We start from the raw sequence: 26,732 nt of genomic DNA, 5'->3' as shown, positions 1-26,732 counted from the left end.
AATGATGAGTATTTTATCCGTAAAAGATTTAAGCCACGGCTTCGGTGACCGTGCGCTTTTTAACAATGTATCGTTCCGTCTTTTAAAAGGGGAGCACGTCGGCTTAATCGGAGCAAACGGCGAAGGTAAATCAACGTTTATGAATATTATTACCGGAAAGCTTGAGCCTGATGAGGGAAAAGTTGAGTGGGCGAAAAACGTGCGCGTCGGCTATCTCGATCAGCATACCGTGCTTGAAAAAGGGAAAACGATCCGCGATGTGCTGAAGGATGCGTTCCATTACTTATTTGCGATGGAAGAAGAAATGAATGAGATTTATAACAAAATGGGCGAAGCGGACCCTGACGAGCTTGAGCAGCTGCTGGAAGGTGTCGGTGTCATTCAGGATGCCCTGACGAATAATGATTTCTACGTGATTGACAGCAAAGTCGAAGAAATCGCCCGGGGCCTCGGCTTGCAGGATGTCGGACTTGACCGTGACGTCACTGACTTAAGCGGAGGACAGCGGACGAAAGTGCTGCTCGCCAAACTGCTTTTGGAAAAGCCGGAAATCCTTCTGTTGGACGAACCGACCAACTACCTCGATGAGCAGCATATTGAATGGCTGAAACGCTATTTGCAGGAATATGAAAATGCGTTCATCTTAATTTCTCACGACATTCCGTTTTTAAACAGCGTGATCAATTTGATTTATCATGTGGAAAACCAAGAGCTGACGCGTTATGTCGGTGACTATCATCAATTCATGGAAGTATACGAAGTGAAAAAACAGCAGCTCGAAGCCGCCTATAAAAAACAGCAGCAGGAAGTGGCTGAGCTGAAGGATTTCGTCGCCCGAAACAAAGCGCGGGTCAGCACGAGAAACATGGCGATGTCCCGCCAGAAAAAGCTTGATAAGATGGATATGATTGAACTGGCGGCTGAAAAACCGAAACCGGAATTCCATTTTAAGCCTGCGAGAACGTCAGGCAAGCTGATTTTTGAAACGAAGGACTTAGTCATCGGCTACGATACTCCGCTGTCACGCCCGCTCAATCTCAAAATGGAACGCGGCCAGAAAATCGCCCTGTACGGCGCAAACGGCATCGGGAAAACGACACTGTTAAAAAGCCTGCTCGGTGAAATTCAGCCGCTCTCAGGCACGGTGGAACGGGGCGAACATCAATACACGGGCTATTTCGAGCAGGAAGTGAAAGAAACCAATAACAATACGTGTATCGAAGAAGTGTGGAGCGAATTTCCTTCCTTTACCCAATATGAAATCCGCGCCGCCCTCGCCAAATGCGGCCTGACGACCAAACATATTGAAAGCCGCGTCTCCGTTCTCAGCGGAGGAGAAAAAGCGAAGGTCAGACTGTGCAAACTGATCAATTCAGAAACAAACCTGCTTGTGCTTGACGAGCCGACAAACCACCTGGATGTCGATGCGAAAGAAGAGCTGAAACGCGCGCTGAAAGAATACAAAGGCTCTATTCTGCTGATTTCCCACGAACCGGAATTCTACATGGATATCGCGACGGAAACATGGAACTGTGAGTCTTGGACGACGAAAGTGCTGTAAATACAAAAAGGAACTCCCGCCTGTGCGGAAGTTCCTTTTTTTCTTAATGTCCGGCTTTTATTCCGGCGAGATGTTTGCGTCCCAGAAGCAAGATCAGCATACCCGCCAGCACGACCGCTCCTCCTACAAGGTACGGCGTGTGGGCTGTAAAACGCTCTGACAGCATTCCCGCAATCCACGGCGCAATGGCTCCCCCGATGAACCGGACAGAGCTGTATGCAGAAGATGCGATGGAACGGTCGACAGGAGCGGACCCCATGACGGCTGTCGTCATGATGGTGTTGACCATCCCGAGCACAGCGCCTGCGATGACGATGCAAGTAATGACAAGCGCCATGTGTTCTGTCCAAATGCCCATAATAAACAAAATCACGGCAAAAGAGATGAACAGAACGACGAGCGAACGGACTGTGCCGAGCGCTTTATGCAAGGCCGGCGCTGTAAATACAGACGTAACCGCAAGCAATAAACCCCAGCCGAAAAAGACATAGCCGAGACCGTGCTCATCCAGATCAAGCACAAACGGTGAATAGGCAAGCAAAATAAAGAAACCGAAGTTGTATAAAAACGCCGCCGACGCCATGGTCAGCAATCCTTTATACTTGAGCGCCTTCATTGCGTCAAACACACCGACGCGTTTCGCCGGTTTCGGCAGCTTCGGCAGCATGAGCGAAATCGCACAAAGTGCGATTAACATGAGGACAGACACTCCGAAAAACGGAGCGCGCCATGAGATGCTCCCAAGCTCTCCGCCTGCAAGCGGTCCGACGGAAATCCCCAGACCGAGCGCGGCCTCATACAAAATAATGGCTTTGGCGCTGCCCCCGACGGACACTCCGACGATGACGGCAAGCGCGGTTGAAATAAAGAGAGCATTCCCGAGTCCCCAGCCGCCGCGATAGCCGACAAGCTGAGCGATTGAACCTGAGCTTCCGCCAAGGGCGGCGAACACGATGATAAAAATAAGTCCGAGAAGCAGTGTCCATTTTGCGCCGATCCGGCTGGAAATCGCCCCGGAGAAAAACATCATAAAACCGGTCACGAGCAAATAACTTGTAAACAGCAGCGATACTTCACTAGGTGAAGCATGTAATTGTGCGGCAATTGCCGGAAGAATCGGATCGACAAGTCCGATTCCCATAAAGGAAATAACACAGGCAAACGCAACCGCCCAAACGGCTTTCGGCTGGCTGAATAAGCCTGTTTTCTGTTGTGATGATGTATCCATTTGATCAGGCCTCCTATTTGATCCATTAAAAGAAACGCTATATCCATAGCGTTTACAGCAAAATCATTCGATTGATTGAATGGCGCGGTCAGCTTTTTCTTTCATTCCGTTAAGGCGCTCTTTAAAATGCAGGAATGTGCTGATCTTTTCATCAATCATCTCAAGCTGGTGATTCAAAGCGTGCTGAATTTCTTCCAGCTTTTCTTTCCGTTCCTTCGGATCCAGTGACAATAAGTACCCCTCTTTGTTTAATTCCAGCTGACGGCTCATCTCCATAAACTGCTGAAGCTCCTGAAGGGAAAAACCGAGCACTTCTTTTGTGCTTGTTACTTTTTCAAGTTCCTCCATATCATCCTCAGAGTAAAGCCGGACGCCGCCTTCTGTCCTTTTAGGAGCAGGAATTAAACCAATCTCCTCGTAAAACCGAATGGTTCGTTTTGTCAATCCGCTTCGTTTGGCAACTTGATCAATCTTCATCCATTCCAAGGTGAATCCCCCTCTTGTCGTATCTGATACTATTATACACCTTTTGAACCTTAACGTAAACGTAAACTTTTAAAGAAAAAATTTTGTTATAATATGCTATCATTAGATATTTCGATGCGATTTGTGTTTAAACTTGGACGGTTTCGGACGCTTTGCTGGGATTGCTTTAGACGGACATGAACAAGAACATATCGCTCAAGCGGTATGTTCCGGCAGACATCTGTTTATGACAAAAAAGCCGGTATGACCTGGGGATCATACCGGCTTTTCTTAATTCTCAAGTTCTTCAATCATCAGTGACAGTTCAGTCCAGCGTTCCATCGCCGCTTCAAGCTCTTCAGCCGTTTTTGCCTGTTCGGCCATCAGTTCTTGAATCTTTCCGAAATCACTTCCCGCTTCGGCGATTTCCGCTTCCAGACGCTGATGCTTCTCTTCAAGACCGGCGATTTTGTCTTCGATGCCGTCCCATTCGATCTGATCCTTATACGAAAGCTTTTTGCGCTTTTTCTTCGGCTCTTCCTCCGCCTTTTTCTCTTCAGCCGGCTGTTTTACCGACGTTTTCTTTGCTTTTGCATATTCCATGTATTCGCTGTACGAACCTTGGAAACGGGAAATGACGCCTTGCCCTTCAAATACGATCAGGCGGTCAACGACTCGGTCAAGGAAATAGCGGTCATGGGATACCGTGATGACGACGCCCGGAAACTGTTCGATATAATCTTCGAGCACGCTTAATGTTTCTGTGTCCAGATCATTGGTCGGCTCGTCTAAAAACAGCACATTCGGCTCCTGCATCAGTACATTCAGCAAGTACAGACGGCGCTTTTCCCCGCCCGACAGCTTTCTGATATACGTCTGCTGCATCGGGCGCGGGAACAGAAAGCGCTCAAGCATTTGTTCCGCGGTGATGACATCGCCCTCCGCCGTTTTGACGATTTCAGCCGTCTCTTTTATATATTCAATGACTTTCATATCACCGTTCATTTCACTGTGATCCTGGGTGTAGTAGCCGATCCGGACCGTCTGCCCGATGGTGATATTGCCGCTGTCAGGCTGAACTCGGCCGGCGAGGCTGTTTAATAGTGTTGTTTTCCCGATTCCGTTCGGCCCGATGATGCCGATTCTTTCCCCCGGGATGACAAGCTCGTTAAATTGGCTGATCAGCGCTTGGCCGTTATAAGTAATGGTGACGTTTTCCGCTTCGATCACCTGTTTTCCGAGACGGTGGGAGCCGATCGCGAAATCGAGCGATCCGGAGACTGCCGGCCCTTTTTGCTCCTTGAGCGCCTCTGCTCTGTCCACTCTCGCTTTTTGTTTTGTCGAGCGCGCTTTCGCCCCTCTTCTGAGCCATGCCAATTCGCGGCGCAGAAGATTTTGACGTTTTGTTTCTTTCTGCTCTGCCAGTGCTTCCCGTTCGGCCCGCTTTTCCAGAAATACTTCATAGTTTCCCTTATACGTATAAAGGCTGCCTCTCTCAAGCTCGTAAATTCTGTTCGTCACCCTGTTCAGAAAATATCTGTCGTGCGTGACAAGCATGACGGCGCCCGGATATTGCGATAAGTAGCCTTCCAGCCATTCAATCGTTTCATTGTCCAAATGGTTTGTCGGTTCATCCAAAATGAGCAGGTCAGCCGGCTGGATGACGTTTTTCGCAATCGCGACGCGCTTTTTCTGGCCGCCGGACAGCTCGCTGACATCCTTCATTAAATCGGTAACGCCAAGTTTTGTCAAAACCGTTTTGGCTAACGTATTCGCTTCCCATGCATCATTCGCGTCCATTCTGGCCTGCGCATCAAGCAGGTGCTTCTGGCGCTGTTCATTTTCAGGCTCTTCATTCAGCGCCTGAAGCGCTTTTTCATACTCTCTCATCGTTCTCATGACTGCCGAGTCGCCGGAATAAATATGTTCAAGCACGGTTTGTCCGGCAGGAAGCTCGGGGTCCTGATGCAAAAATTCAATATGCACGCTTCCTGACGCCGTAATCTCGCCTTCTTCCGTTGATTCAAGGCCGGCAATGGTTTTCAGAAGCGTTGACTTGCCCGTTCCGTTCGGGCCGATTAAACCGATTCTTTCATTCTCTTCAATATGAAAGGAGATATGGTCGAATAATGTCTTATCTCCGTATGTTTTATAAAGGTTTTCCGCTTTTATGATGCTCATGGTTCCTATCAATCCTCACGTAAGTTCATGTGTTCATTTTAAATCAGGCGCTGGAATAAAACTAGTAAAAGGGCAGACAAATTTCTTGGAAGAGATCATTTTGTCCGAAGAATGTTTCCGCCTCTCCTTTTATACACTGGAGGTGAAGAGGTGATGACATGATCAGCGTCAGTTTGTGCGTTATTGTAAAAAATGAAGAGGAAGTGCTTGCGGGCTGTCTTGATTCCGTCAAAGACATTGCGGATGAAATGGTGATTGTTGATACGGGCTCAACCGACCGGACGAAAGAAATCGCGGCCCGTTATACGGATAAGATTTATGATTTTGAATGGGTCGATCACTTTGCAGCCGCCCGGAATTTTGCGTTTTCCAAAGCGGAAATGGATTATATTCTGTGGCTGGACGCCGACGATATTTTTTTGGAAAAGGACCGCGAAAAACTGCTTGAACTGAAGGCGTCACTTTCAAAAGAAGTTGACGCGGTATCCATGTATTATCACGTCGGCTTTGATGATCGGGGAGAGGTCAGCTTCAGATACCGGCGCAACCGTCTCGTCAAGCGGGAAAAAGGGTTTCACTGGATCGGAGCCGTGCATGAATATCTGGAAGTATACGGAAACATCATAGAAACCGAGATCGCCGTCACACACCGCAAATCCGAGAAGCAGCATTCGCCTCCCTCAGACCGCAACTTGAGGATTTACGAGAAAATGGCGGAAAACAATGAAACGATGACACCCCGCGATTTATTTTACTTTGCGAATGAATTAAAAGATCACGGCCAGTATCAGCGCGCCATTACGTATTATCACCATTTTCTTTCCACAAAACAGTGCTGGATCGAAGATGAGATCAGAACATGCCAATACTTATCCGATTGCTACAGGGCGGTCGGCCATGAAGAGGCAGCCATGACGTCTCTTTTAAAATCATTTTTGATCGATTGCCCGCGGCCGGAGTTCTGCTGCAGGCTGGGTGACTTTTTTGCTGAGAAACGGCAATACCGGCAGGGCGTGTTTTGGTATGAGCTCGCCCTATCCGCCAAAAGCAGCGATGCAGGCTTTACCCAGCTCGAGTTCTCCACCTGGTATCCCCATCTGCAGCTCTGCGTCTGCTACTGGCAGCTCGGCGACAGAGAAAAAGCGAAGATTCATAACGACAAAGCCGCCTCCTACCACCCGTCACATCCGAGCGTACTGTATAATCAAAACGTGCTCGGCACATAACATCAAAAAAAGAGCTGCCCCGTATGAAGGGCAGCTCCTTATTGATTACGCTGTCGGAATTCCTCCGCTTACACTATAAATTTGGGATGTCACATAGCTGGATTCCTCTGAGGCCAAAAAGACATAAATCCCCGCAAGCTCCGCCGGCTGGCCGGCACGATTTAATGGAACGGCCGGTGTTTCCTTGCCGAATTTCGGAATGTTTTCACCGGGCTGTCCTCCCGAAATCTGCAGCGGCGTCCAGATCGGCCCCGGCGCTACCGAGTTGACTCTGATTCCTTTATTCGCCAGCTGCTTTCCTAAGCCGACGGTAAAACCGATAATAGCATGTTTCGTCGCGGCATAATCCAATAGCATCGGGCTTGGATTATACCCTTCTACGGACGTTGTCGTGATAATAGACGCGCCTTTTGGCAAATACGGAAGCGCCGCCTTGACGAGCCAATACAGTGAAAATACATTGACTTCGAAGGTTTGATAGATTTGTTCTGTGGCAAGATCGCTGATATCATCCACTGCCTGCTGTTTGCCGGCGACAAGAGCGAGCGTGTCAAGACCGCCAAGCTCTTGATACGCTTTTTCCGCCAATTCTCCGCAAAACGCTTCATCGCTTAAATCACCCGGCAGCAGAACGGCTTTTCTTCCTTCTTTTTCAATTAATGCTTTTACTTCTTCGGCATCCGGCTGTTCCTCAGGCAGATAGTTAATGGCTACATCCGCCCCTTCCCGGGCATAGGCGATTGCGGCAGCCCGGCCGATTCCCGAATCGCCTCCGGTAACAAGGGCTTTTCTTCCCTTCAGCTTTCCTGCTCCTTTGTAGCTTGTTTCACCGCAGTCCGGCACAGGCTTCATCTCTTTCTGCAAACCGGGCGGTTCCTGATATTGTTTTGGAAATTCATCATGGTCATATTTCGTCTGCGGGTTGTGCAGATTTGCATCAGACATACAAAACTCTCCTTTATCATTGGTGATGTATTCGTATGTGTACCCTTGAGCATGACGGGTCAAACGTGTGAGGAGCAGTTTCCGAATGCTAAGATAAAACAAAAAAAGGAGCCCGTAAGCTCCCCCCCTTTTTTATGAATCTCCGAGCACGTTTTCAGCCATTTTCGCTAAATGCTGGGCGCTTCCCGAAATTTCCTGCATCGTTGCAGAAATTTGTTCAACCGCCGCCGCTTGGCCGTCTGTGTTCTGGTTGATGGATTCAATAGAATCCTCCAGCCCTTTCAGCAGGCTGTGGATTTTTTTCGTAATCTGGTCAATTTGGCCGACATTGTCTTTTGAATGAGTGGCAAGCTTGCGGATTTCGTCCGCCACAACGGAAAAGCCCTTGCCGGATTCTCCGGCTCTCGCGGCTTCAATAGCCGCATTTAAACCGAGCAGATTGCTTTGATCTGAGATGCCCTTGACTGTGACGGAGATGTCTGCGATTTCTCCCGCGCTTTCACTGACTTGTTTCGCCTGAGCGGAAATCCCGGACATCTGTGACGAAAAGCCGTTGATGGATTCTGAAATATCCGCGACCGCTGAAGCCGTCTGTTCCACGACGGCGGACAGGCTTTCAGCGACATCATGAAGCTTGGCTGATTTTTCAAGGCTGGTGCCGAGACCGACGCCGCCGATAACTTTTCCGTTTTCATCGTGAAGCGGAATCGCTCTGGCAATCAGCGGAAATCCGAACAGCTCTTTCGGCACCATGCTTGTCTTCTTCTGATTCATGCGGATCGCGTCTGTAATGATATCCCCTTTTTGCAGCGGGTCGCCCGGCTTTACGTTAAGAGAAAAAGTTTTAGCCGGAATGTTCACGATTAATTTTTCCGTATCATAAATCCCGATGGTGATGTCATCTTGGATCAGACTGTTTAAAAAAGGCGCAACTTTGACAAAAGCGTCAAGCAGGCTGTGCGTTTGCTGCTCCGTCTGTATACTCATTTCTTTCACTCCTTCTTAATATGGGAATTGCCGTTTTTCATGCTGAACCGAAATCCATTTCAGCGTGGTGAATTCTTCAAGGCTCCATTCGCCGTTCAGCCTGCCGAGACCTGATTGCTTCTCGCCGCCGAACGCGACATTCGGTTCATCATTAATGGTCGTATCATTGACGTGAATCATGCCGGTCTCGATCCGCTTTGCAAACTCAACGCCCCGCTCAACGTTTGCCGTATGCACGGCTCCGCTTAAACCGAACGGTGTCGCGTTTGCGATGCTGACAGCTTCATCCTCCGTTTCAAACGGCATGATGCAGACGGCCGGGCCGAACAGTTCCTCCTTCGCGATGCTCATATCAGGCTTCACATCTTTTAAGATGACAGGTTCAGCGATCGTTCCGCTGAATCGGCCGGACAAGACCGGAACCGCTCCCTCTTCTATCGCCTTTTCAACAGACCGTTTTAAACCTTCCGCCTGTCTCTCATTGATTAAAGGCCCGATAACCGTATCAGGGTCCATCGGATCGCCGACTTTCAGCGATGACACTTTCGCTTCGTAAAGCTCTGTAAATTTGTCATATACAGACGTGTGAACGAGCACGCGGTTCGCCGACATGCAGATCTGGCCCTGATGCGTAAACCGGCTGAATACGGCCGCATTGACGGCGTATTCGAGATCAGCATCCTCAAGCACGATCAGAGCGCTGTTTCCGCCAAGCTCCAACAGCGGTTTTTTAAAGTGTTTAACCGCAAGCTGTCCGATATAGCTGCCTACCCCTGTTGAACCTGTAAATGAGATAATTCGCGGCACGGGATGCTCGACAAAGCTGTCGCCGATCTCCCCGATATCCGTAACGATGACGTTCAGCAGCCCGTCCGGTACGCCGGCCGCTTCAAAAATTTTCGCGATAAGCGTGCCGCCGCAGATCGGTGTTTCTTCATGAGGCTTCAATACAACGCCGTTCCCCGCGCCGAGTGCCGGCGCAACAGATTTCATTGAAAGGAAAAACGGGAAATTAAACGGGCTGATCACCCCGACGACTCCGGCGGGTATTCTGTACAGCCTGTTTTCTTTTCCGTCAATCGTCGACGGGAGAATTTTCCCTTCCATCCGCACCGGAAATGTTGCGGCTTCTTTTATCATATTTTTAACAAGTCCGATTTCAAACTCAGCCTTCAGTCTTGTTCCGCCAAGTTCCTCCATGATTAAGTAAACAATCGCTTCTTCATGCTCTTCGATGAAAGATACCGCTTTTTCCAAAATGGCCCGCTTTTTAAAAGGGTTTACTTTGTCCCATTCTTGTTTCGCAAGAGCCGCGGCACGGTACGCCGCATCCACATCATCAGGCGTCGCTTTTCGGAATGAGGTGATGACTTTCTGAGTATAAGGATTTCTGTCTTCCAATACGTTCCGGCTGCTTCCATCCCTCCATCGGCCGCCGATAAACTGCTTATTTAGTTCTTCATATTGAAACATGTAAACATCTCCCTTTCACCGAAACTTGAAAATAGTTAATGGGTCATTTTTTGTATCGGTCTTAACGTGAGAAAATTGAACTATTTCACGATAAAATTACTTTCTCTTCCTCACATCGACGCTTTTGAGCTTTGTCCTTTTAAAGTGGAAAATTCTTTAATTGACTGCGCGAAATTTCAACAATATAATACAAACGTCAGTGTATATAATGATGAGAATATTATGAATTTTCAGGAGGACCCATATGTCTTTACTATTTCGGAAAAAGCCGCTGGCCGACTTAAAGGCACAGAGCAGACAGACCAGTCTGGCCCGCTCGTTAAGCGCTTTTGACTTGGTTTTACTCGGAATCGGCTGTGTTGTCGGCACGGGGATTTTTGTGATTACCGGGACCGTGGCCGCGACAGGCGCAGGGCCGGCTTTGATTCTTTCGTTTGTGCTCGCGGGGCTTGCCTGCGCGCTCGCCGCGTTTTGTTATGCGGAATTTTCTTCATCCATTCCGATTTCAGGCAGCGTATATACGTACTCATATGTCACCCTCGGGGAATGTCTCGCGTTTTTAATCGGATGGGACTTAATGCTTGAGTATGTCATCGCGCTCGCCGCCGTCGCAACCGGCTGGTCATCGTATTTCCAGTCGCTTCTCGCAGGCTTCGGGCTGCATCTTCCGGAGGCGCTGACCGCCGCACCCGGAAGCAAAGCGGGCGCCGTGTTTAATCTGCCGGCCGTTATCATTATTTTGGTCATTACCGCAATTGTTTCAAGGGGCGTGAAAGAAAGCACCCGCTTTAACAATGTCATTGTATTGATGAAAATTGCGATCATTCTGCTGTTTATCATCGTCGGTTTCGGCTACGTGAAACCGGAAAACTGGTCGCCGTTTATGCCGTTCGGAATGAAAGGCGTCATCGCGAGCGCCGCGACCGTTTTCTTCGCGTATCTCGGATTTGATGCCGTGTCAAACGCGTCAGAAGAAGTGAAAAATCCGCAGAAATCAATGCCGATCGGAATCATCGGCGCGCTCGCCATCTGCACCATCCTTTACATTACGGTGTCGCTCGTTCTGACAGGAATGCTTCCGTACACCAAATTAAATGTCGGAGATCCGGTATCCTTTGCGCTCCAATTTGTCGGCCAGAACAAAATAGCGGGCATTATCTCCGTCGGCGCGATTATCGGGATTACAACGGTAATGCTCGCTCTGCTTTACGCTCAGGTGCGCCTTACATTTGCGATGAGCAGAGACGGCCTTTTGCCCCGCATGTTTTCCAAGGTTCACCCGCGCTTTAAAACACCGTTTCAAAACACTTGGGTGACGGGAATTGTCGCTGCCGGGATCGCGGGTTTTATTGATTTGGGAACCTTGGCGCACCTTGTCAATATGGGCACTTTGGCGGCCTTTACGGTCATCGCGATCGCCGTCATCGTTTTAAGAAAGAAACATCCGGAGATCACATCTTCCTTCCGTGTTCCTTTCGTGCCTTTTGTGCCGATCATCAGCGCATGCTTATGCCTTTATCTCGCATGCAGCCTGCCGGGCGTGACGTGGCTCTCCTTTGTCATCTGGATCGCCGCCGGGATCGTCGTTTACATGGTGTATTCGAGAAAACACAGTTTGTTAAACAAATAAAAAGGGAGGCTCTTTTTTCGGTTTGAGAAAGAAGAGCCTTTTTTGCTCTTGATAATTCATTCACCTTATGAATAATATGGTGTATGCTTCGCTTACAGAAAAAGGAGGAGAATAACTGTGGCAATTGCCGCCCCGCTGAAAGAAAAACCTGTCCAACGTCCCGAGACAACCATGTATTCCATTTTATTGATTATCGGGATCTGTCATTTGCTGAACGATTCGCTGCAAGCGGTGATTCCTGCGATGTTTCCTATTTTGGAACGTTCCATGAGCCTTACCTTTACGCAGCTCGGAATCATCGCCTTTACGCTGAATATGGTGTCATCCGTGATGCAGCCCGTCATCGGCTGGTATACGGATAAACGCCCGATGCCGTATGCTTTGCCGCTCGGACTCACCTCAAGCATGCTCGGCATTTTAGGCCTCGCGTTCGCCCCGTCTTTTCTGACGATTTTATGCTGTGTATTCTTTATCGGCCTTGGCTCCGCCGTCTTTCATCCTGAAGGGTCGCGTGTCGCTTACATGGCGGCAGGCAATAAACGCGGCTTGGCGCAATCGATTTACCAGGTCGGCGGAAATACCGGCCAGGCGATGGCGCCATTGATTACCGCGCTGATTCTCGTTCCGCTCGGTCAATTCGGTTCTGTCTGGTTTACGCTTGTCGCCGCAATCGCTGTGCTGTTTCTCATTTATATCGCCAAATGGTACAAAGACCGCCTGATTCATTTGCGCGCCGCAAGTAAAAAATCGCCGGCCGCCGCTGTACAGACCGTGATTACAAAACCGATTATTCTTGCCCTTATCATGATTATCTTCTTAATTTTCGCACGCTCCTGGTATGTGAGTGCAATCGGCAACTTTTATACGTTCTATGCGATGAATGCTTATCATGTCAGCATTCAGCAGGCACAGAGCTCCATCTTCGTCTTTTTATTTTTCGGCGCTGTGGGAACGTTTCTCGGCGGACCGCTTGCAGACCGTTTCGGAAAGCGGAACGTCATCATCGTTTCGATGATGGCATCGGCTCCCTTGACGATTTTCCTTCCGTTTGCGGGCCCTGTCATCGCTTATGGCGTACTGGCCCTGATCGGCGTTGTCCTGATGTCCAGCTTCTCCGTAACGGTTGTCTACGCGCAGGAGCTTGTTCCGGGGAAAATCGGCACGATGTCAGGGCTGACGGTCGGACTCGCCTTCGGAATGGGAGCGATCGGAGCCGTTGCGCTCGGCGCCCTCATTGATTCGGCGGGATTAACGCCGACCATGACAGCCGTCGCCTTTCTGCCCGTTTTAGGCCTGCTCGCCTTTGTCCTGCCGAGCGACAAAACCTTAAAAGAATGGCACTCATAAAAAAATCCCTGCCAAAAAGGCAGGGATTTTTATGTTTCAACCGTATAAAAATGAGTGTCAGGAACCGCATATCTCGGAATAAACCCGTCTCTGAAATCTGGGAACGCTTGTTGAATTTCATCAATCCATTTTTTAATATTTTTGATATACGGCACGTAAATATAGCTGACTGTCGCCTTGTCATCGATGTGATAGTACCAGCACAGATTGAATTCGTTCTCCGTGACGAGTGTAAAACCGGAAAAATGATAAAAAATCAGCGGGGTGTCATTGACATATACAGCTCCGTCGCGCAGGCTGACTTTATATTTCTCAATATTCCACAGCGCCGCATTCGCGCCGATCGACTCCGAGACATGGACGTGTTCAAATTGCGCGGGCCACTTTTCAACATACCTTTGATCACCGTATGTCTTTTTTTCTTCATTCATCTCCACGGTACAATAAGAGATACAATCCTGTCTCCATTGCCAGACCGCCCGGTACGCTTCCTCAGTATTCCGCGCGCCGACAAACCCGGTGTTGTACTGCCCGGTCAGCTTGTAATAGGACGCAAACCGTTTTGAATTGCGGTGATCCGTCAGAAAAAGAGAAGCATCCGGCTTTTCCGCAAACAGCCTATCCACATCTGAGAAGAAAAAGAGATCGGTATCCAAATGGGCAAAATATTCGGCTTCCTTATACTCCGTCATCACATGGAACAGAAATGCCGGCTTCAGCGTCCAGCAATATTCATGAAACGTCCGGCCGCCCTTTGCTTCAAGCAGCTCCGGATCCTCCATTTCATGGAGCTGAACCGCCGTGACATGCTCCCACGGCACCTGCTGAAGCAGTTCATACGCCTTCAGGTCGACACACAGCACATACAGATGAAAATCACGGCAATGCTCATGGAGAGAATGAATCATCGGCATCAGTTTAAAGATATGCGTTCTTGAAACAATGGTTGAAAAATGATATTTACTCACCATATCACATCCAGTTTATTTAAGATCCACATGCAGTAAATCAGCAATCAGCGCTTTGAACGCCCTGGCAAAGTGCGTGACGCCCAGCTTTTTTTCCGCTTTTGACAAAAGCTTTTGGACCTCCGGCAGATGAAAGCTGTTCGCCGTGATACGCGGGCTTTTCGTCTTCCAGTCCGGGTCGAGGTTGCGGTCTTTAACCACGTGCAGCAGCTCGAGAAAGATGTGCAGCAGGCTTTCATATTTCTCATAATCAAGCAGTTTTTCGATGTCTGCCATAATGCTGTTGGTCAACTCCGCATCAAATGGGCCGTTAAATGCGAGGTGCACGTCAAGCGAATGAATATCATTGTACTTGTCGCACATGTACGCGATATTCGTCCTGATGTCATCAACGGAAGCGCAGTTGCTCGGATGCTCCTGATGGACGCTCATGATATCGCGCCGCAGCTGAAACGCCAATCCCGACTGATGAAGCCTGATGCCGAGATCATAATCCTCAAAGCCGTATCTGACAATGCCTTCATCAAACAGGCCGAGATCTTCCACGTGCTGTCTTTTCACTGATGAATTGTTCGTAATGAAAAAACGCCACGGCAGACGGTAGCCTTTCAAATCGTCCCCGTATTTTCCCAAAATACTTTTCAGCGCGCGGATAAAATCGGTATCTAAGTCAAAGCATTGGTCAAGAAAGCTTCCGTCTCTGATCGCACTTTCATCAAGAAGCGGCTCTTTATCTCCCGGCAGATCTTCATACAGTTCGGCTAGCTTTTCCTTATGCTCTTTTTCAAAGCGGTCATAATAAAAGCTGTACAGCCGCTTCCAGAACATACCGCAAACGACAAGATCGTCCCGGTTCTCATGAGCCTTGATATGCTTAGCCACCAAATCCTTTTCGGCAAGCATGTCACTGTCATGGAAAATCAAAATATCGCCTCTGGCATTGCGAACCGCCTGATTCCGTCCGTAAGCGATCCCTCTGTTTTCTTTAATTCTCACAAAAATCAGCGGAAAATTCGCGCTGAATGATTCAAGCATGGATAAGGTTCCGTCTTCTGAACCGTTGTCAGCCACAATTACTTCGAACGGCTCTGTGCATTCCTGTTCATTCAGGGAGAGCAGGCTGTTATACAGCCTCTCCTTGGAATTATATGCGGGAACAATGACGCTTGCCTTCACTTTTTGTTCACTTCCTGTATATGATCATTTATTTGTTATCATCCTCAGATGCAAAGCCGCTGAACTCCGGGCAGACGGCGCTGACCGTCCCGATCACCTGCTTCAGAATGTCCTGGTAAAGCTGATGGACAAACGGCAGGTCGGTCCGGGTCGTCTCATGAATCTGCCGAATGTCGTTGGCTGTGACGATCCGATATCCGCTGAAATGATAGAAAATCAGCGGACTTCCGTCTTCGAGCACAAGGCGCCCGTCCTTCCATGAAAACGTATGCCGTCCGTAATTCCAATGGCCGATATTCACGCCGGGCGTGGCAATGTCACACACATTCGGGAACAGATCAGACATGTAATCCAAATAGCCCTGATCTCCGAATTTTCCTTCCCCCGGCGCATTTTTGCATTCTTCCAGGCAACGTTCTTTCCACCACTTGAGACAATCTGTGCCGGCCCGGTCGGCTTTGAAGCTGAGAAAACCGGAATTATACCGGCCTAAAAGACGCTGCAGCATGTCAATTTCCTGTTTTTCAAATGAGGGGATGACGATATCGCCCCGTGACAGAAGCACCGAACAATCCGGCTGATTTTCAAAAATCGGGCGCGGATCAGCGAAGAAAAACAAATCGGCATCAATGTACGTGACACGCTCTAAGTCCGGATGTCCGTCCAGTACGAATTCGAGAAATACCGGCTTCACCGTCCAGCAGTATTCGCTCTGATCCCTCGTCCGCTTCAGTTCAAGGAGCTCCTCATTTTCCAGTGCCGACACCTGAATCAAGGTGACATTATCCGGCCGCATTGCTTGAAGCACGTCATAGGTGTCTTGATCCATGCACAAAGTAAAAATGGGGGCGTCCGCCTGAACCTCTTTCAATGAGCCGAATAAAGCGATGGCCTGATATAGCCTTCCTTTTGATAAAACTGTGCAATATGCGCTTGTCACGTCTTTATCTCACCTCTGTTTTTGTTACTTTTGAAAAAAGGCTTTATACCATTCAATCGTTTTTTCCAATCCTTCATCAATGGCATGCGCGGGTGTCCAGTTCAGAAGCTTCCTCGCCTTTTCAGCCGATAAATATTGATGCTTGATTTCGTGGCTTCCCTGGTTGAGCACCTTCGGCTTCAGATCACTGTCCATGGCCTTAAGAATTTTTTCTACCAGTTCCAGCACCGTCAGCTGAATCTCATTGCTGAAGTTGAACGCTTCTCCCGCAAGATTGAGCTCCTCCATCTTTTCCGCCAGCAAAAGGTATGCTTCGACCGCATCCTCGATATAAAAATAATCACGGATAAATGTGCCGTCGCTGCGGATTTCCGGCGCTTCACCGTTCAGCACGAGCTGAATCGTCTGCGGAATGATCCGGTTGAAATTCAAATCCCCGCCGCCGTACAAATTGCCGCAGCGCGTAATACAGACTGGAAGGCCGTACGTATTAAAATATGTGTGGCTTAACAGATCGGCACAGCTTTTTGACACGTCATACGGATGTTTGCCTTGAAGAGGCATGTTTTCATCGTACGGCAGTGTCGGCTGGTCGCCGTATGCTTTATCACTGGAAGCGACGATCACACGCTTGATAAGCGGATGTCTGCGGCACGCTTCAAGGATGTTCCATGTGCCGAGAATATTGGCTTCAAAAGTGGAAATCGGATTGCGGTTTGCGACACCGACGATCGCCTGAGCGGCTAAATGAAAGACCGTGTCAATTTCATATTCGCCAAGCGCCCGCTCAATCACATCCAGATCTTCAAGCGCGCCCTGCACGATATTCATTTGCTTCACTTGTTCTCCCTGATACAGATTTGATTTGGGCACAGTGTCACGGACAAGTCCTGTCACATTGGCCCCCTGATCGATCAGTTCCTTCACCAAGCAGCTTCCTAAAAGACCTGTACATCCCGTCACAAACACATTTTTATTTTTCCAGAAACTCAAACCTGATCACCATACCTTCCATACATGTTGTCCTTGATCCCACATCTTGTTGATTTCCAGCAGGTTTTTATACGTATCGATCGCCGTCCAGAATCCGTAATGCCGGTATACAGCTAATTCGCCGGCCTTCGCCAGCTCCTTCAGCGGTTCTTCTTCAAACATGACATCCCTGTCTTTCGGCAGATAATCGAATACCTTCGGGCTGAGCACGAAGAATCCGCCGTTGATGATGCCGTCGCTTGAGGTTTTTTCAGAAAAGCTTTTCGCCATGCCGTCTTCGACTCTCAGCGTCCCGAATTGCGAGGTCTTCTCAATACCGGTGACGGTTGCCGCAGCCCCTTTTGATTGATGATAGCTGATCAGATGAAACATGTTGATGTTGGCCAGTCCGTCCCCGTACGTCATTAGAAAGGTTTCATCCCCGATGATGTCCTTTGCCTGTAAAAGCCGCCCCGCCGTCTGCGTGTGTTCCCCCGTGTCTAAAAAAGTAATTTTCCACGGCTCGGATTTTCCCAATATCCGCACTTCTCCGGTAGAGCTGTCCAGCGTCATGCTGTGATTCTTCCAATCATAATCTAAGAAATATTCCTTAATCATCTCTCCTTTGAAACCAAGAAGCAGGATAAATTCGTTCACGCCATAGTATTGATAGAGTTTCATAATATGCCATAGAATCGGTTTTCCGCCAATCATGGCGAGCGGTTTAGGACGTTCATTGGTGATTTCGCTCATTCTCGTTCCTTTCCCGCCGCAGAGAATGACTGCTTTCATCTCTACCCCTCTTCTCTGTGAATATTGGATTCGAAACCGCCCGTACAAGAGAAACCCAACCCGATAATTTGTCCGATTCTCTATTACCGGTTTCAAAATCTACTGTAAGATATGAGAGATTGGCGCCCTTTGTGACCAAAAGCTCTCCCTTTTTTCAGATTAGTGAAGATACACACAAAAAAAGAACCTTACGGAAGATATTCCGCAAGGTTCTTTCTATTATTTATTATCCTGATTGAGCTTTTCTTTGCCGTAATGATATTTTGACGGATCAACCGGCGTAAAGTCGTTCATTTTGTGGAATCTGAGCAGGTCTTTGTACATAACGCTGTCAGACAGCTTCAGCTGCTCTGTGACTCTGGCTTTCAGGTTTTTCGTTTCCTGATTGCCTTTCAGTTCTTTTCCTGTCTTCGTATCGTATACGACATTGGAAATAGAAGTATATTTCGGCGTGACGTAATCTCCGTTACGGAACGTCACCGTGTCATCATGGTCTTTCGAGAAGAGATCGGTACCGAAATTAATATATTTCTTAGAATCGATGCCTTCTAAGTGAAGGATCGTCGGCATTACATCCATTTCACCGCCGTACGTATGGTTCACTCCGCCTTTTTTGCCAGGGACGTGAATCATAAGCGGCACACGCTGGTTCTGCGCGTTTTGATAAGGCGTAATTTCTTTGCCGAGAATTTCTTTCATCGCGCGGTTATGGTTTTCAGAGATTCCGTAGTGGTCTCCGTAAATCATAATCACCGAGTTGTCATATAAACCGGACGATTTCAGGTCTTTAAAGAACTGTTCAAGCGCTTCGTCGAGATAACGTGCGGTCTGGAAATAGTCATCCACAGTCGCGTCTCCCGTTTTCGCTTTTTCGATCGTTGCGTCTTTTTCATCAAGCGTAAACGGATAATGGTTCGTCAGCGTGATTAAATGCGCATAGAACGGCTGTTTCAGCGATTGAAGCTTCGGAATGGATTCTTTAAAGAATGGTTTATCCTTCAGTCCCATATTGACAAGGTTGTCGTCAGACATATCGTATGTGCTGGCGTCAAAGAATTTGTCATAGCCGATATGTTTGTAAATCTGGTCACGGTTCCAGAATGATTTGTAGTCACCATGTAAAACGGCGCTTGTATAGCCTTCACTTTGGTCAAGGATGGCAGGTAGCGATTGATACGTGTTTTCTCCTTTTGTCACGAAGGCTGACCCTTCAGGCAGTCCGAACAGGCTGTTATCCATCATCAGCTCTGCGTCAGATGTTTTACCTTGGCCTGTTTGGTGGAAAAAGTTATCAAAGTACGTCATGTCTTCTCCGCCGCGGGCGAGTTTATTCAGGAACGGCGTGACTTCTTTACCGTCAAGTTTGTAATTGATCAAAAACGATTGGAAACTCTCCAAGTGAATCTTAATGATGTTTTTGCCTTTAGCCTTGCCGAAATACTCGGCGTCCGGCTTCGCGTAATGCGACGATGTGTAGTTTTCAACGCTCGTCAGGTCATCGCTGCTTGCATATGCCCGCTGCGTTTCCGTCTGTGCCGTCTGCACGCCGTCATAAATCGTGTAATTATAAAGGCCTAAGTATTTCACAATGTAGTTGCGGTCGAATGTTCTTGTCAACAGCTCCGGGCGGTCCTCTTCGGCAATCGCCAAGTTAATGAAGAACAAAACGATACCCGTAACGATAATTAATGACGTATAACGTTTTTTCAGCTTGAATTCCTTCAGCTCACGTCTCCACACCAGCAGTGCGATTAAAATAATAATGTCAACAAAGTATAAAATATCATGGCCGGACATAATGCTGAAGATGCCGTCTCCCATATTTCCGACATTACCGGATTGCTTTAAGTTAGGGAATGTCAAGAAATCATCGAAGAATCGATAGAATAGGATATTTGCATACAAAATAAACGTCATGATGAAATCAATAATCACCATAATAATCGCTGATTTGCGGCCTTTCGCAAACAATGCCAGTCCTAAAAAGAAAATGGCGCTTGAGAACGGATTGATCACAAGCAGAAACTGCTGTGTCGGCCCCTTCACCCCAAGGTTGAATTCAGCATGATAGGCTAAATACGTTTTGGCCCAAAACAAAATAATAGCCAGTACAAAAAAACTAAGTCTGTAAGAAAATAATTTCTTCATGGCAACCTCTACTTTCCTAAACACTTTAAATCTGTATTCTTACTTTTTGCTTCAATTCCTGCTTTCCGAGCAAAACGAAAGCATCACACAGCCCCATAAACACACCATTTTTAAAAACGATATATTTATCATTCGTGTCATGCCCATTGAACATCTTATCCCGCCAGCCATTAGACGCAGGATATCCGTTCTTCGTTTCACATTTTTTTCTGACATTAAAAGGATACCGTATCAAACCGGGTCTCCAAAATATGAGATACCAAATATAAGAATAACACAAACTTGTAAAAACGAAAAATGAATATCAAAGACAGCCGCCCACCAGGCGGGCTGAAGTTATTGTATGCAAAGGGTTTGAAAAACTTGAAGGTTTTTTTCGGCTGATGCAAAAAAAGGACTGGAGTGATCCAGTCCCCATATGCGTAATTTTTAAATTCCCGCCCAGACATCTTTTGCATAAATGCCTTTTGTCTGGAGATCCAAAAGCCACTCTTGTGCTTGCCGTTCATCTGTTCCGTGAGCCGACTGATATGCTTTTTGCAGCGTTTCCTCTACATCAGGCGCCATCTTGCTTCCGTCGCCGCATACGTATAGATGCCCTCCCCTGTCAAGGATCGAAATTAAAGTTTCGGCATCTTCCGCCATTAAGTGCTGCACATACGTTTTCGGTACGCCTTCTTTGCGGGAGAAAGCCGTATGAAGCGTCACGATTCCGTCTTTTTCATAAGCTTCAAGCTCGTCACGGTAAATAAAATCATAATCGTTTCTGCATCCGAAGTAGAGATGGGCCTCCCCCAGCTCTTTTCCTTCTCCTTTTAATGCCGCCCGCGCCTGCAAAAATCCGCGGAACGGGGCGACTCCTGTGCCCGGACCGACCATAATAATCGGTTTTTCCGGATCTTCCGGAAGCCGGAATTTTGTTTCCGGCGTGCGGACAAACATCACGATACCATCGTCAGGACTGCGATCCGCCAAATAGTTCGAAGCGACTCCGCGATACTCCCCCAAACCGCTGCGGGCGGGGCCGCGAACGACGCCGACGGTAATTGAAGCCTGCCCGGGATGTTTCAGCGGCGAGCTTGAAATCGAATAATAACGCGGTTTCAGCGGACGCAAAAGCTCCAAAAATCGTTCAAACGGAAGCTCACACGCTTCATATTTTTCAAGGAGATCGAGCATTGAGACGCGCAATGTCAGGATTTGCTCCTGATAGACACCCTCCTCAAGAAGACCTTCCAATTCATGTTTGTGCGGCGGGCAGACAGTATAAGCGGCCATTTCACGGATTTGAGCTCTTGATGCCGCTTCCTGCAATTCGACGCAGCTGCTCAGAAGATCGTGCAGCCTGACCGGCCGATCGAGCGGGAGATGAGCCGCGCTCTGTCCGCTGGCCGTCAGCAGCACTTGGTCGTTGCCGTTCAGATTGTACCGGCGGAGAACACGGCTGACCTGCTCTTTGCTGTTTACAGGCAGAACGCCGAGATGATCCCCTTCATTGTAAGCAGCCTCCTTCGGCAGAATGATTTCAATATGCCTTGTGCTTCTATCGCTTTCCGGCGCTTGGAGCTCCCTGTTTTCCGCAACGGATGCGTAAACCGCTTCATACGTCTGAGCCAAGGGAGAGCCGCCAAGCCCGCTCACAAATTGAAGGCCCAGCGTACTCCGCTCTTTTTCGGCATTTTCATTCAGCTTGAGACCGAACGCTTTCATGGCGTCCTTCCACATACTTTTTTTCCATTCATCAAGCTTTCCTTCAAAATCGCCGCTGACATCACCTTCACCTCGTGAGGAAAAGCGTTCCGCCCCTTTTTCAGCAAGCTTTTCATCAATAAGTCTCGGAACGGCCTGATATGTCGCCGCCCAGTTATGATCACCGCAGCCGAAGACGGCATATCGGACGCCTTCCAATTCCCCTTGTTTGACTTCTTCAAGCCATTGAACGAATTGTCCGGCGTTACTCGGAGGCTTTCCGTTATAAGAGGACGTAATGATCAAGAGAGCTCCTTCTTTCGGCAATTTTCCGATCCGGTCATTCAAAGGTGCCGTTTCAGTCCGGACGCCGTGCATCCCGGCAGTATCGGCAAGCTCCCACGCAACGCCTTCTGCGGTTCCCGTATCTGAGCCGTACAGAATCAGAAGCGGTCGGTTGTCAAGCCCGATAATGGAAGCGCCTTTTGTCTCCTGTTTTTCTTTTGTTACGTCTTCCGCCGCTTTTTCAGCCGCCGTGAAAGCCGCCGGAACGGCTTCTTTGCTCCGCGGCCGCACCCGGATATGAAAGTCGTTGGGCTTGAGCGTTAACGTCTGTTTAATATCCAGCTCATAATCGGTATGGTCTGTAAAGGTAAAATGCTGAAGAATCATCCCCAGTACAAGAGTCGCTTCATGCAGCGCGAACTGCATGCCGATACACGCCCGCTGACCGTTTCCGAACGGCTTGTACGCATGGTGGGGCACTTGATCAGGATGTTCAAACCGCTCCGGATAAAATTCCTCCGCATTGTCTCCCCACGCGTCTTTATCACGATGAAGCTGAGGAATTAAGACGGAAATTCTGTCTTTTGTCGTGATCGGATATTTCCCGCCGATCACCGTATCCTCTTTCGCATAAAGACTGAACGCAGGCGCGGTCGGCCATAAGCGCAATGACTCCTGCAAAATCATCCGGATATAGGTAAGCTCCAGCACTTGTTTATACGAAGGAACGGGATCGGTCAATACCCGATCAGCTTCCTCATAAGCTTTTTCCAAAACGCGGGGATGCTTCAGCAGAAAGTAGATGGCAAAGGAAAGCAGGCCGCTTGTCGTTTCATGGCCGGCAATTAAAAACGTGATGATTTGAAAGCGGATATTTTCATCATCAAGTTTTTCACCTGTTTCCGGGTCTTCAACATTCAGCATCCTGGCCAGCAGATCTTTTTCATCCCGGCCGCCGTCTGACCTGCGCTCTGCGATAATACTGTCTACCAACGAAAACATCGCCTGAATATCATGATGAAATTGGCGCTTCGTCCTGATCATGAGCTTATCCTGAACATCAAGACGCTGCATTTGGTGCATCGCTTCATCAAGTGCGCGCACCATGCTGTTAATAAACGGATGAGGCGTTTCTCTGTAATAGCTGTTAAACCGATAGTTAAAACCGCACAGTCCGATCGTATCGAGCGTCAGCCGGGTCATATCAGCAGGCACATCAACGGCCTCATCAGGATTCAGCCTTGCCCATTTTTGAATCAGCTGCACCGCGATATCAGTCATCATCGAATGATAATCTTTCATCGCGCGCTTGCTGAAGGTCGGCATCAGAATATTGTGCGCCTTTCGCCAGTTAGGCTCGTGCGTCCAGCTTGTAAACAGCCCGTCACCGGAAAACGCGCGGACTTTTTCCAAAGCCCCTTCAATACTTTTATCAAACCGCTCTTCGTCACAAACCTCTTTCACCAGTTCATGGCCGGACACGACGATAATGGTGCCCGCCGGTGTATGCAGCTGAAAAATGGGCCCCTGCTCTTTGGCCAGTTTGATAAGCGACATTGTGGGCTTGTCTTTATCAAGCAAAGGGAGATTGCCGAGCGGCCCGAACGTCTTCGGCTTCGGAATCGGACTTGTTTCCTTCATTTACAACACCCTTTCTTAAACGTTGATGCGTTCCTTCCAACTACAGTGCCCTTTTCACCGGCCGATTATCCGCCAGGACGGATCAATCCTCTGATTGACGATCGATTACGGTTTTTTCTATACTGGAGAGGCTTGTCAAATACAGAAATAAGGTGAGTTCACATATGGATTTTGAAATCAAGTTTTTATCGTTTTATGTCATTCAAGTGGAAGGAAAAGACGATCAGGCAAACAAACAGTTCAAACATTTCCAGACGCTTGATACGGAAGAATTTGAAGAAAGCGAGCTGAAGGATTTTCTTGACGGGGAATTGAAGAAAATCGTCAAACGGAAAGCCGAACGGCACCCGCAATCAGAGCAGGTCCCCACAAAAATCGGCCATTTTATCACGGAGCCGGGTCATGAGCTTGATTCAAATCCGAATTACAACCTTTTCAACCGCGCCCGGCTTGCGGATACGAAGGAAGCATTTATAGAAGCAAGTGAGCAGTTCGTCCGCACGTACCTCGATACAAGCGCCGTTCGCGGCGGTGTTTTCATTGTGGCATCGGCCGTGCCCCGCAAATATTTTGAGGACAAATTCGTCTTTATGATGAAATGCGATTTCGAGCCGAAGGTCGCCCGCATCTCAGACGCCGCGTCTCTCATTAAAAAAGTCGAAATGGCCATCACGACAAAGAATATGAAAAGCATTCAATATCCTTATATGCCGGAAGAAGGCATGACCGAAGAGCACGAGCTGAAAATCCATCAGGCCTCGCACGCCCGTTATTTCGAGGATTTTCTCAAATTTGTCGAATACGGCGAATCGATGCCGGAAATCATGAAAAACCAAGTCATAAACATGGTGCAGGAACACGTGTATGAAACCTTTGAAGAAAACAGTGAAGAGCTTCAGCAGTTTGAGCACGACATCGAAATTTGGGAAGCGAGTGAAAAGCGGGAAATTCAGGAGCGCCTCGACACCCATCAAGTCATCGAGGCATCCGCGCAGATCATTGAGCATACGCCTGAGGCCGAGCTGAAAATGAAAGTCGGAGAAACAGAGATTAAAGGACTGCTGGCCGATTTCGGCGAATCCATCCATCTCGCGAAAGTGAACGGACGCTATGTCGCGCTCATTGAAGCAGAAACGATTTCGTTTGAAAAAGGCAGTTCACCGGTGGAGTTTCACAAGCCTGAGGGGCTGCATGAGGTGATTGAGCGGATCCGGAATAAATCTGAACAAGACTGACAAAAGTCCAGACGCCATGTTCTGGACTTTCTTTATTTAATAAGGCTCTTTGAGCAGCCGATGGCATTCACCGATGATGTCTTGGACACCGGGTGTTCCCTTTATCTCGCGGCGGACGATTTCAGATGACAGATTCTGTATCTGTAAAGCCCGCTCCGCCCGTCTTTCGAAGTATGCTTGAAATGCAGTTTCATGGTTTTCATCATTTTGCAGTTCTTCACTAAGAACGATCGCGTCTTCAATCGCCATCGCCGCTCCCTGCGCCAATGTCGGCGCTCCTGCATGAACGGCATCCCCGCCCAGAACGACGCGGCCTCTGTGCCACGGTTCTTTGACCGCCATCTGCTCAATTTTATGAAACAAAACAGGATATTCCTTTGACATATTCTCTGTCACAAACTTCACTCCCGGAAATCCGTGCAGCAGGTCTTTCACCCGTTCAAAACGTGTATCCTCGTCATCCGTACAGTCAGCGTCATACGGCCGGATGATAAATACGTATCCTGTTTTTTCGGACAGCGGCACGACACCGACCTGCGTCTGCCCCTTTTTATACATCAGTGTCGAATCATGAAAAACCCGCTCGGGAAAAGAGATGAAAAATCTGTGCGCTCCCATGCCGAGATACTCCGTTTTCACTTCTCTTTGCAGCATTTGATCACGGACAACAGAGCGGATGCCGTCAAAGCCGGCGAGAATGTCCGCCGTCATCACGGTTCCGTCTGCGAAATGCACCGTTATTTCATCCGCCGTTTCTTCGTAAGACACGACTTTTTTCCCCAGCAAAATCGTGGCCCCCGCCGCTTCAGCATGCTTTCTGAGGATATCATTTAACGTTTGCCGCAATATATTATTCCTCCCCGGCAATGAATCATCTAAAAACGCCTCTCTCACTTTAAACAATAACGACCCGTTTTCATCATGCTGCTTCAGCCATTCCGTTTGAAAACCGTTTTGGCAGCATTCTTCATACACACCGATTTCACGCAGCACCCCGAGCGCATTTTGAGGCTGGAGAATGCCCGCTCCGCTTTTACGCATTTCAGAAGCCGCCTCGCAAAGGGTCACTTCAAACCCCGCTCTCCCGAGAGAAATCGCTGCACACAGGCCGCCGATCCCACCGCCCGCTATGATGATCTTTTTCACTTCATGGTTCATTACGATACCGCCTTCTTATTTATTATCTATTAACTATTAGCCACATTACTATATTGGCTGAAAAACTGTCAATCTTTATAGGTTGCCTTTTGAATCCGGCAGGCTTATACTTTGAATCACTAAAATGGTACGGAGGCTTACAAAAATGGAGTTGAGACATTTGCCGGATTACTCGCAGATTGCCGGACACGCTGAGATTTACGCCGATATGGATGCTGAATCATTGAAAACATTTTTGACGTTATTAGATATGTCGAAAAAAATGAATCAGGTCATGGAGCATTATTTCTCAAGTCATGGACTGTCCGAAGGCAAATTCAAAATTTTGATGTTTCTGTTTGACGCGCCCGGCCACAGCCTGAGTCCGACGGAGCTGGCGAAAGAATCCAATGTCACCAAAGCGACCATTACTGGATTGATCGACGGACTTGCCCGGGACGGCTTTGTGAACCGCAGGCGGCATACCGGCGACAGACGAAAAATCAGCATCGACCTGACCGAGGAAGGAAAAGAAAAGCTGATGCGGTTTCTTCCCGGTCATTTCTCCAAAATTTCAGGTGCCATGGAAAGCTTCACCGCAGAAGAAAAAGCGGAATTGACAAAAATGCTTGAAGTTCTATTTGATAAGCTTCTGCTGTTTTCCGGCGGCAGAACATAAAAAGGCGCCCCTTTTAGAGGGCGCCTT

General features: G+C 48.3%; 21 protein-coding genes. 6 read left to right on the top strand and 15 right to left on the bottom strand.

Annotated elements, in window-relative coordinates; genetic code table 11:
• Positions 1-4 precede the first annotated feature (4 nt).
• Entirely contained in the window at positions 5-1,561 is a 1,557-nt protein-coding gene (locus tag BAMF_RS24075) for an ABC-F family ATP-binding cassette domain-containing protein (RefSeq protein ID WP_013351343.1), read from the top strand.
• Positions 1,562-1,604: 43 nt separating this feature from the next.
• On the opposite strand, the gene BAMF_RS24070 is transcribed toward BAMF_RS24075, so the two are convergent.
• From BAMF_RS24070 to BAMF_RS24060, 3 genes are all read right to left on the bottom strand, one after another.
• Positions 1,605-2,789 carry an MFS transporter gene (locus BAMF_RS24070; RefSeq protein WP_013351342.1) on the bottom strand — a complete coding sequence of 395 codons (1,185 nt, stop codon included), beginning with the start codon at positions 2,787-2,789 and terminating at the stop codon, positions 1,605-1,607.
• Between the two features lie 63 nt (positions 2,790-2,852).
• A complete protein-coding gene (locus BAMF_RS24065) occupies positions 2,853-3,275 on the bottom strand; it encodes a MerR family transcriptional regulator (protein ID WP_013351341.1) in 423 nt (140 codons plus the stop codon).
• 270 nt (positions 3,276-3,545) lie between these two features.
• The gene (locus BAMF_RS24060) at positions 3,546-5,435 is read right to left on the bottom strand and encodes an ABC-F family ATP-binding cassette domain-containing protein (RefSeq protein ID WP_013351340.1); all 1,890 of its coding nucleotides are present in this window, start codon (positions 5,433-5,435) and stop codon (positions 3,546-3,548) included.
• A gap of 158 nt (positions 5,436-5,593) precedes the next feature.
• Between BAMF_RS24060 and BAMF_RS24055 the strand changes: the two genes are divergently transcribed.
• Positions 5,594-6,661: a tetratricopeptide repeat-containing glycosyltransferase family 2 protein gene (locus BAMF_RS24055; protein ID WP_013351339.1), complete on the top strand. Its 1,068-nt coding sequence runs from the start codon at positions 5,594-5,596 to the stop codon at positions 6,659-6,661.
• Positions 6,662-6,706: 45 nt separating this feature from the next.
• Here BAMF_RS24055 and BAMF_RS24050 read toward each other — a convergent pair whose 3' ends face one another.
• The 3 genes from BAMF_RS24050 to BAMF_RS24040 all read right to left on the bottom strand — a co-directional run bounded on the left by BAMF_RS24050 (position 6,707) and on the right by BAMF_RS24040 (position 10,066).
• Complete coding sequence (locus BAMF_RS24050; RefSeq protein ID WP_013351338.1) at positions 6,707-7,606, bottom strand: SDR family oxidoreductase; 900 nt, start codon at positions 7,604-7,606, stop codon at positions 6,707-6,709.
• Between the two features lie 132 nt (positions 7,607-7,738).
• Positions 7,739-8,143, bottom strand: coding sequence for a methyl-accepting chemotaxis protein (locus tag BAMF_RS42165; RefSeq protein WP_373418726.1), 405 nt, complete (start codon positions 8,141-8,143; stop codon positions 7,739-7,741).
• 465 nt (positions 8,144-8,608) lie between these two features.
• On the bottom strand, positions 8,609-10,066 hold the full coding sequence (locus BAMF_RS24040) for an aldehyde dehydrogenase family protein (protein WP_013351336.1): 1,458 nt from the start codon (positions 10,064-10,066) through the stop codon (positions 8,609-8,611).
• 244 nt (positions 10,067-10,310) lie between these two features.
• Between BAMF_RS24040 and BAMF_RS24035 the strand changes: the two genes are divergently transcribed.
• Both BAMF_RS24035 and BAMF_RS24030 read left to right on the top strand, forming a co-directional pair.
• Positions 10,311-11,696 carry an amino acid permease gene (locus tag BAMF_RS24035; RefSeq protein WP_013351335.1) on the top strand — a complete coding sequence of 462 codons (1,386 nt, stop codon included), beginning with the start codon at positions 10,311-10,313 and terminating at the stop codon, positions 11,694-11,696.
• Between the two features lie 117 nt (positions 11,697-11,813).
• A complete protein-coding gene (locus BAMF_RS24030) occupies positions 11,814-13,043 on the top strand; it encodes an MFS transporter (RefSeq protein WP_013351334.1) in 1,230 nt (409 codons plus the stop codon).
• 29 nt (positions 13,044-13,072) lie between these two features.
• On the opposite strand, the gene BAMF_RS24025 is transcribed toward BAMF_RS24030, so the two are convergent.
• From BAMF_RS24025 to BAMF_RS23990, 8 genes are all read right to left on the bottom strand, one after another.
• Positions 13,073-14,011 (bottom strand): putative nucleotide-diphospho-sugar transferase, encoded by a 939-nt coding sequence (locus BAMF_RS24025; protein WP_013351333.1) that lies wholly within the window; start codon positions 14,009-14,011, stop codon positions 13,073-13,075.
• Between the two features lie 15 nt (positions 14,012-14,026).
• A complete protein-coding gene (locus tag BAMF_RS24020; protein ID WP_013351332.1) occupies positions 14,027-15,187 on the bottom strand; it encodes a glycosyltransferase family 2 protein in 1,161 nt (386 codons plus the stop codon).
• A 28-nt stretch (positions 15,188-15,215) separates the two neighbouring features.
• A complete protein-coding gene (locus BAMF_RS24015) occupies positions 15,216-16,127 on the bottom strand; it encodes a putative nucleotide-diphospho-sugar transferase (protein WP_013351331.1) in 912 nt (303 codons plus the stop codon).
• A 24-nt stretch (positions 16,128-16,151) separates the two neighbouring features.
• Positions 16,152-17,120, bottom strand: a complete 969-nt coding sequence (locus BAMF_RS24010) for a GDP-mannose 4,6-dehydratase (RefSeq protein ID WP_013351330.1) — start codon at positions 17,118-17,120, stop codon at positions 16,152-16,154.
• Between the two features lie 6 nt (positions 17,121-17,126).
• Positions 17,127-17,891 (bottom strand): glucose-1-phosphate cytidylyltransferase, encoded by a 765-nt coding sequence (gene rfbF, locus BAMF_RS24005; RefSeq protein ID WP_013351329.1) that lies wholly within the window; start codon positions 17,889-17,891, stop codon positions 17,127-17,129.
• 219 nt (positions 17,892-18,110) lie between these two features.
• Positions 18,111-20,039 (bottom strand): LTA synthase family protein, encoded by a 1,929-nt coding sequence (locus tag BAMF_RS24000; protein WP_013351328.1) that lies wholly within the window; start codon positions 20,037-20,039, stop codon positions 18,111-18,113.
• A gap of 25 nt (positions 20,040-20,064) precedes the next feature.
• A complete protein-coding gene (locus tag BAMF_RS23995; protein WP_014469870.1) occupies positions 20,065-20,274 on the bottom strand; it encodes a hypothetical protein in 210 nt (69 codons plus the stop codon).
• Positions 20,275-20,468: 194 nt separating this feature from the next.
• Positions 20,469-23,654, bottom strand: coding sequence for a bifunctional cytochrome P450/NADPH--P450 reductase (locus BAMF_RS23990; protein WP_013351327.1), 3,186 nt, complete (start codon positions 23,652-23,654; stop codon positions 20,469-20,471).
• A gap of 164 nt (positions 23,655-23,818) precedes the next feature.
• Here BAMF_RS23990 and BAMF_RS23985 point away from each other — a divergent pair, with 164 nt between their 5' ends.
• A complete protein-coding gene (locus BAMF_RS23985; RefSeq protein ID WP_013351326.1) occupies positions 23,819-24,889 on the top strand; it encodes a DUF3900 domain-containing protein in 1,071 nt (356 codons plus the stop codon).
• Between the two features lie 36 nt (positions 24,890-24,925).
• Here the strand turns inward: BAMF_RS23985 and BAMF_RS23980 are convergent, their stop codons facing one another.
• On the bottom strand, positions 24,926-26,047 hold the full coding sequence (locus tag BAMF_RS23980) for an FAD-dependent oxidoreductase (protein WP_013351325.1): 1,122 nt from the start codon (positions 26,045-26,047) through the stop codon (positions 24,926-24,928).
• Positions 26,048-26,192: 145 nt separating this feature from the next.
• Between BAMF_RS23980 and BAMF_RS23975 the strand changes: the two genes are divergently transcribed.
• On the top strand, positions 26,193-26,705 hold the full coding sequence (locus BAMF_RS23975) for a MarR family winged helix-turn-helix transcriptional regulator (protein ID WP_013351324.1): 513 nt from the start codon (positions 26,193-26,195) through the stop codon (positions 26,703-26,705).
• The last annotated feature ends 27 nt before the right edge of the window (positions 26,706-26,732 follow it).

The organism is Bacillus amyloliquefaciens DSM 7 = ATCC 23350, from assembly GCF_000196735.1.
Classification (GTDB): Bacteria; Bacillota; Bacilli; order Bacillales; family Bacillaceae; genus Bacillus; species Bacillus amyloliquefaciens.
Note: the sequence above shows the minus strand (reverse complement) of the source record. Positions and strands in the feature narration are given on the sequence as shown.

Excerpts from the sequence above, each read along its gene's own strand:
- BAMF_RS23985 (WP_013351326.1), top strand. The coding sequence starts at position 23,819 with ATGGATTTTGAAATCAAGTTTTTATCGTTTTATGTCATTCAAGTGGAA.
- BAMF_RS24035 (WP_013351335.1), top strand. The coding sequence starts at position 10,311 with ATGTCTTTACTATTTCGGAAAAAGCCGCTGGCCGACTTAAAGGCACAG.
- BAMF_RS24075 (WP_013351343.1), top strand. The coding sequence starts at position 5 with ATGAGTATTTTATCCGTAAAAGATTTAAGCCACGGCTTCGGTGACCGT.
- BAMF_RS23990 (WP_013351327.1), bottom strand. The coding sequence starts at position 23,654 with ATGAAGGAAACAAGTCCGATTCCGAAGCCGAAGACGTTCGGGCCGCTC.
- BAMF_RS24070 (WP_013351342.1), bottom strand. The coding sequence starts at position 2,789 with ATGGATACATCATCACAACAGAAAACAGGCTTATTCAGCCAGCCGAAA.
- BAMF_RS24000 (WP_013351328.1), bottom strand. The coding sequence starts at position 20,039 with ATGAAGAAATTATTTTCTTACAGACTTAGTTTTTTTGTACTGGCTATT.
- BAMF_RS23980 (WP_013351325.1), bottom strand. The coding sequence starts at position 26,047 with ATGAACCATGAAGTGAAAAAGATCATCATAGCGGGCGGTGGGATCGGC.
- BAMF_RS24050 (WP_013351338.1), bottom strand. The coding sequence starts at position 7,606 with ATGTCTGATGCAAATCTGCACAACCCGCAGACGAAATATGACCATGAT.
- rfbF (WP_013351329.1), bottom strand. The coding sequence starts at position 17,891 with ATGAAAGCAGTCATTCTCTGCGGCGGGAAAGGAACGAGAATGAGCGAA.
- BAMF_RS24060 (WP_013351340.1), bottom strand. The coding sequence starts at position 5,435 with ATGAGCATCATAAAAGCGGAAAACCTTTATAAAACATACGGAGATAAG.
- BAMF_RS42165 (WP_373418726.1), bottom strand. The coding sequence starts at position 8,143 with ATGTCCGGGATTTCCGCTCAGGCGAAACAAGTCAGTGAAAGCGCGGGA.
- BAMF_RS24055 (WP_013351339.1), top strand. The coding sequence starts at position 5,594 with ATGATCAGCGTCAGTTTGTGCGTTATTGTAAAAAATGAAGAGGAAGTG.
- BAMF_RS24040 (WP_013351336.1), bottom strand. The coding sequence starts at position 10,066 with ATGTTTCAATATGAAGAACTAAATAAGCAGTTTATCGGCGGCCGATGG.
- BAMF_RS23975 (WP_013351324.1), top strand. The coding sequence starts at position 26,193 with ATGGAGTTGAGACATTTGCCGGATTACTCGCAGATTGCCGGACACGCT.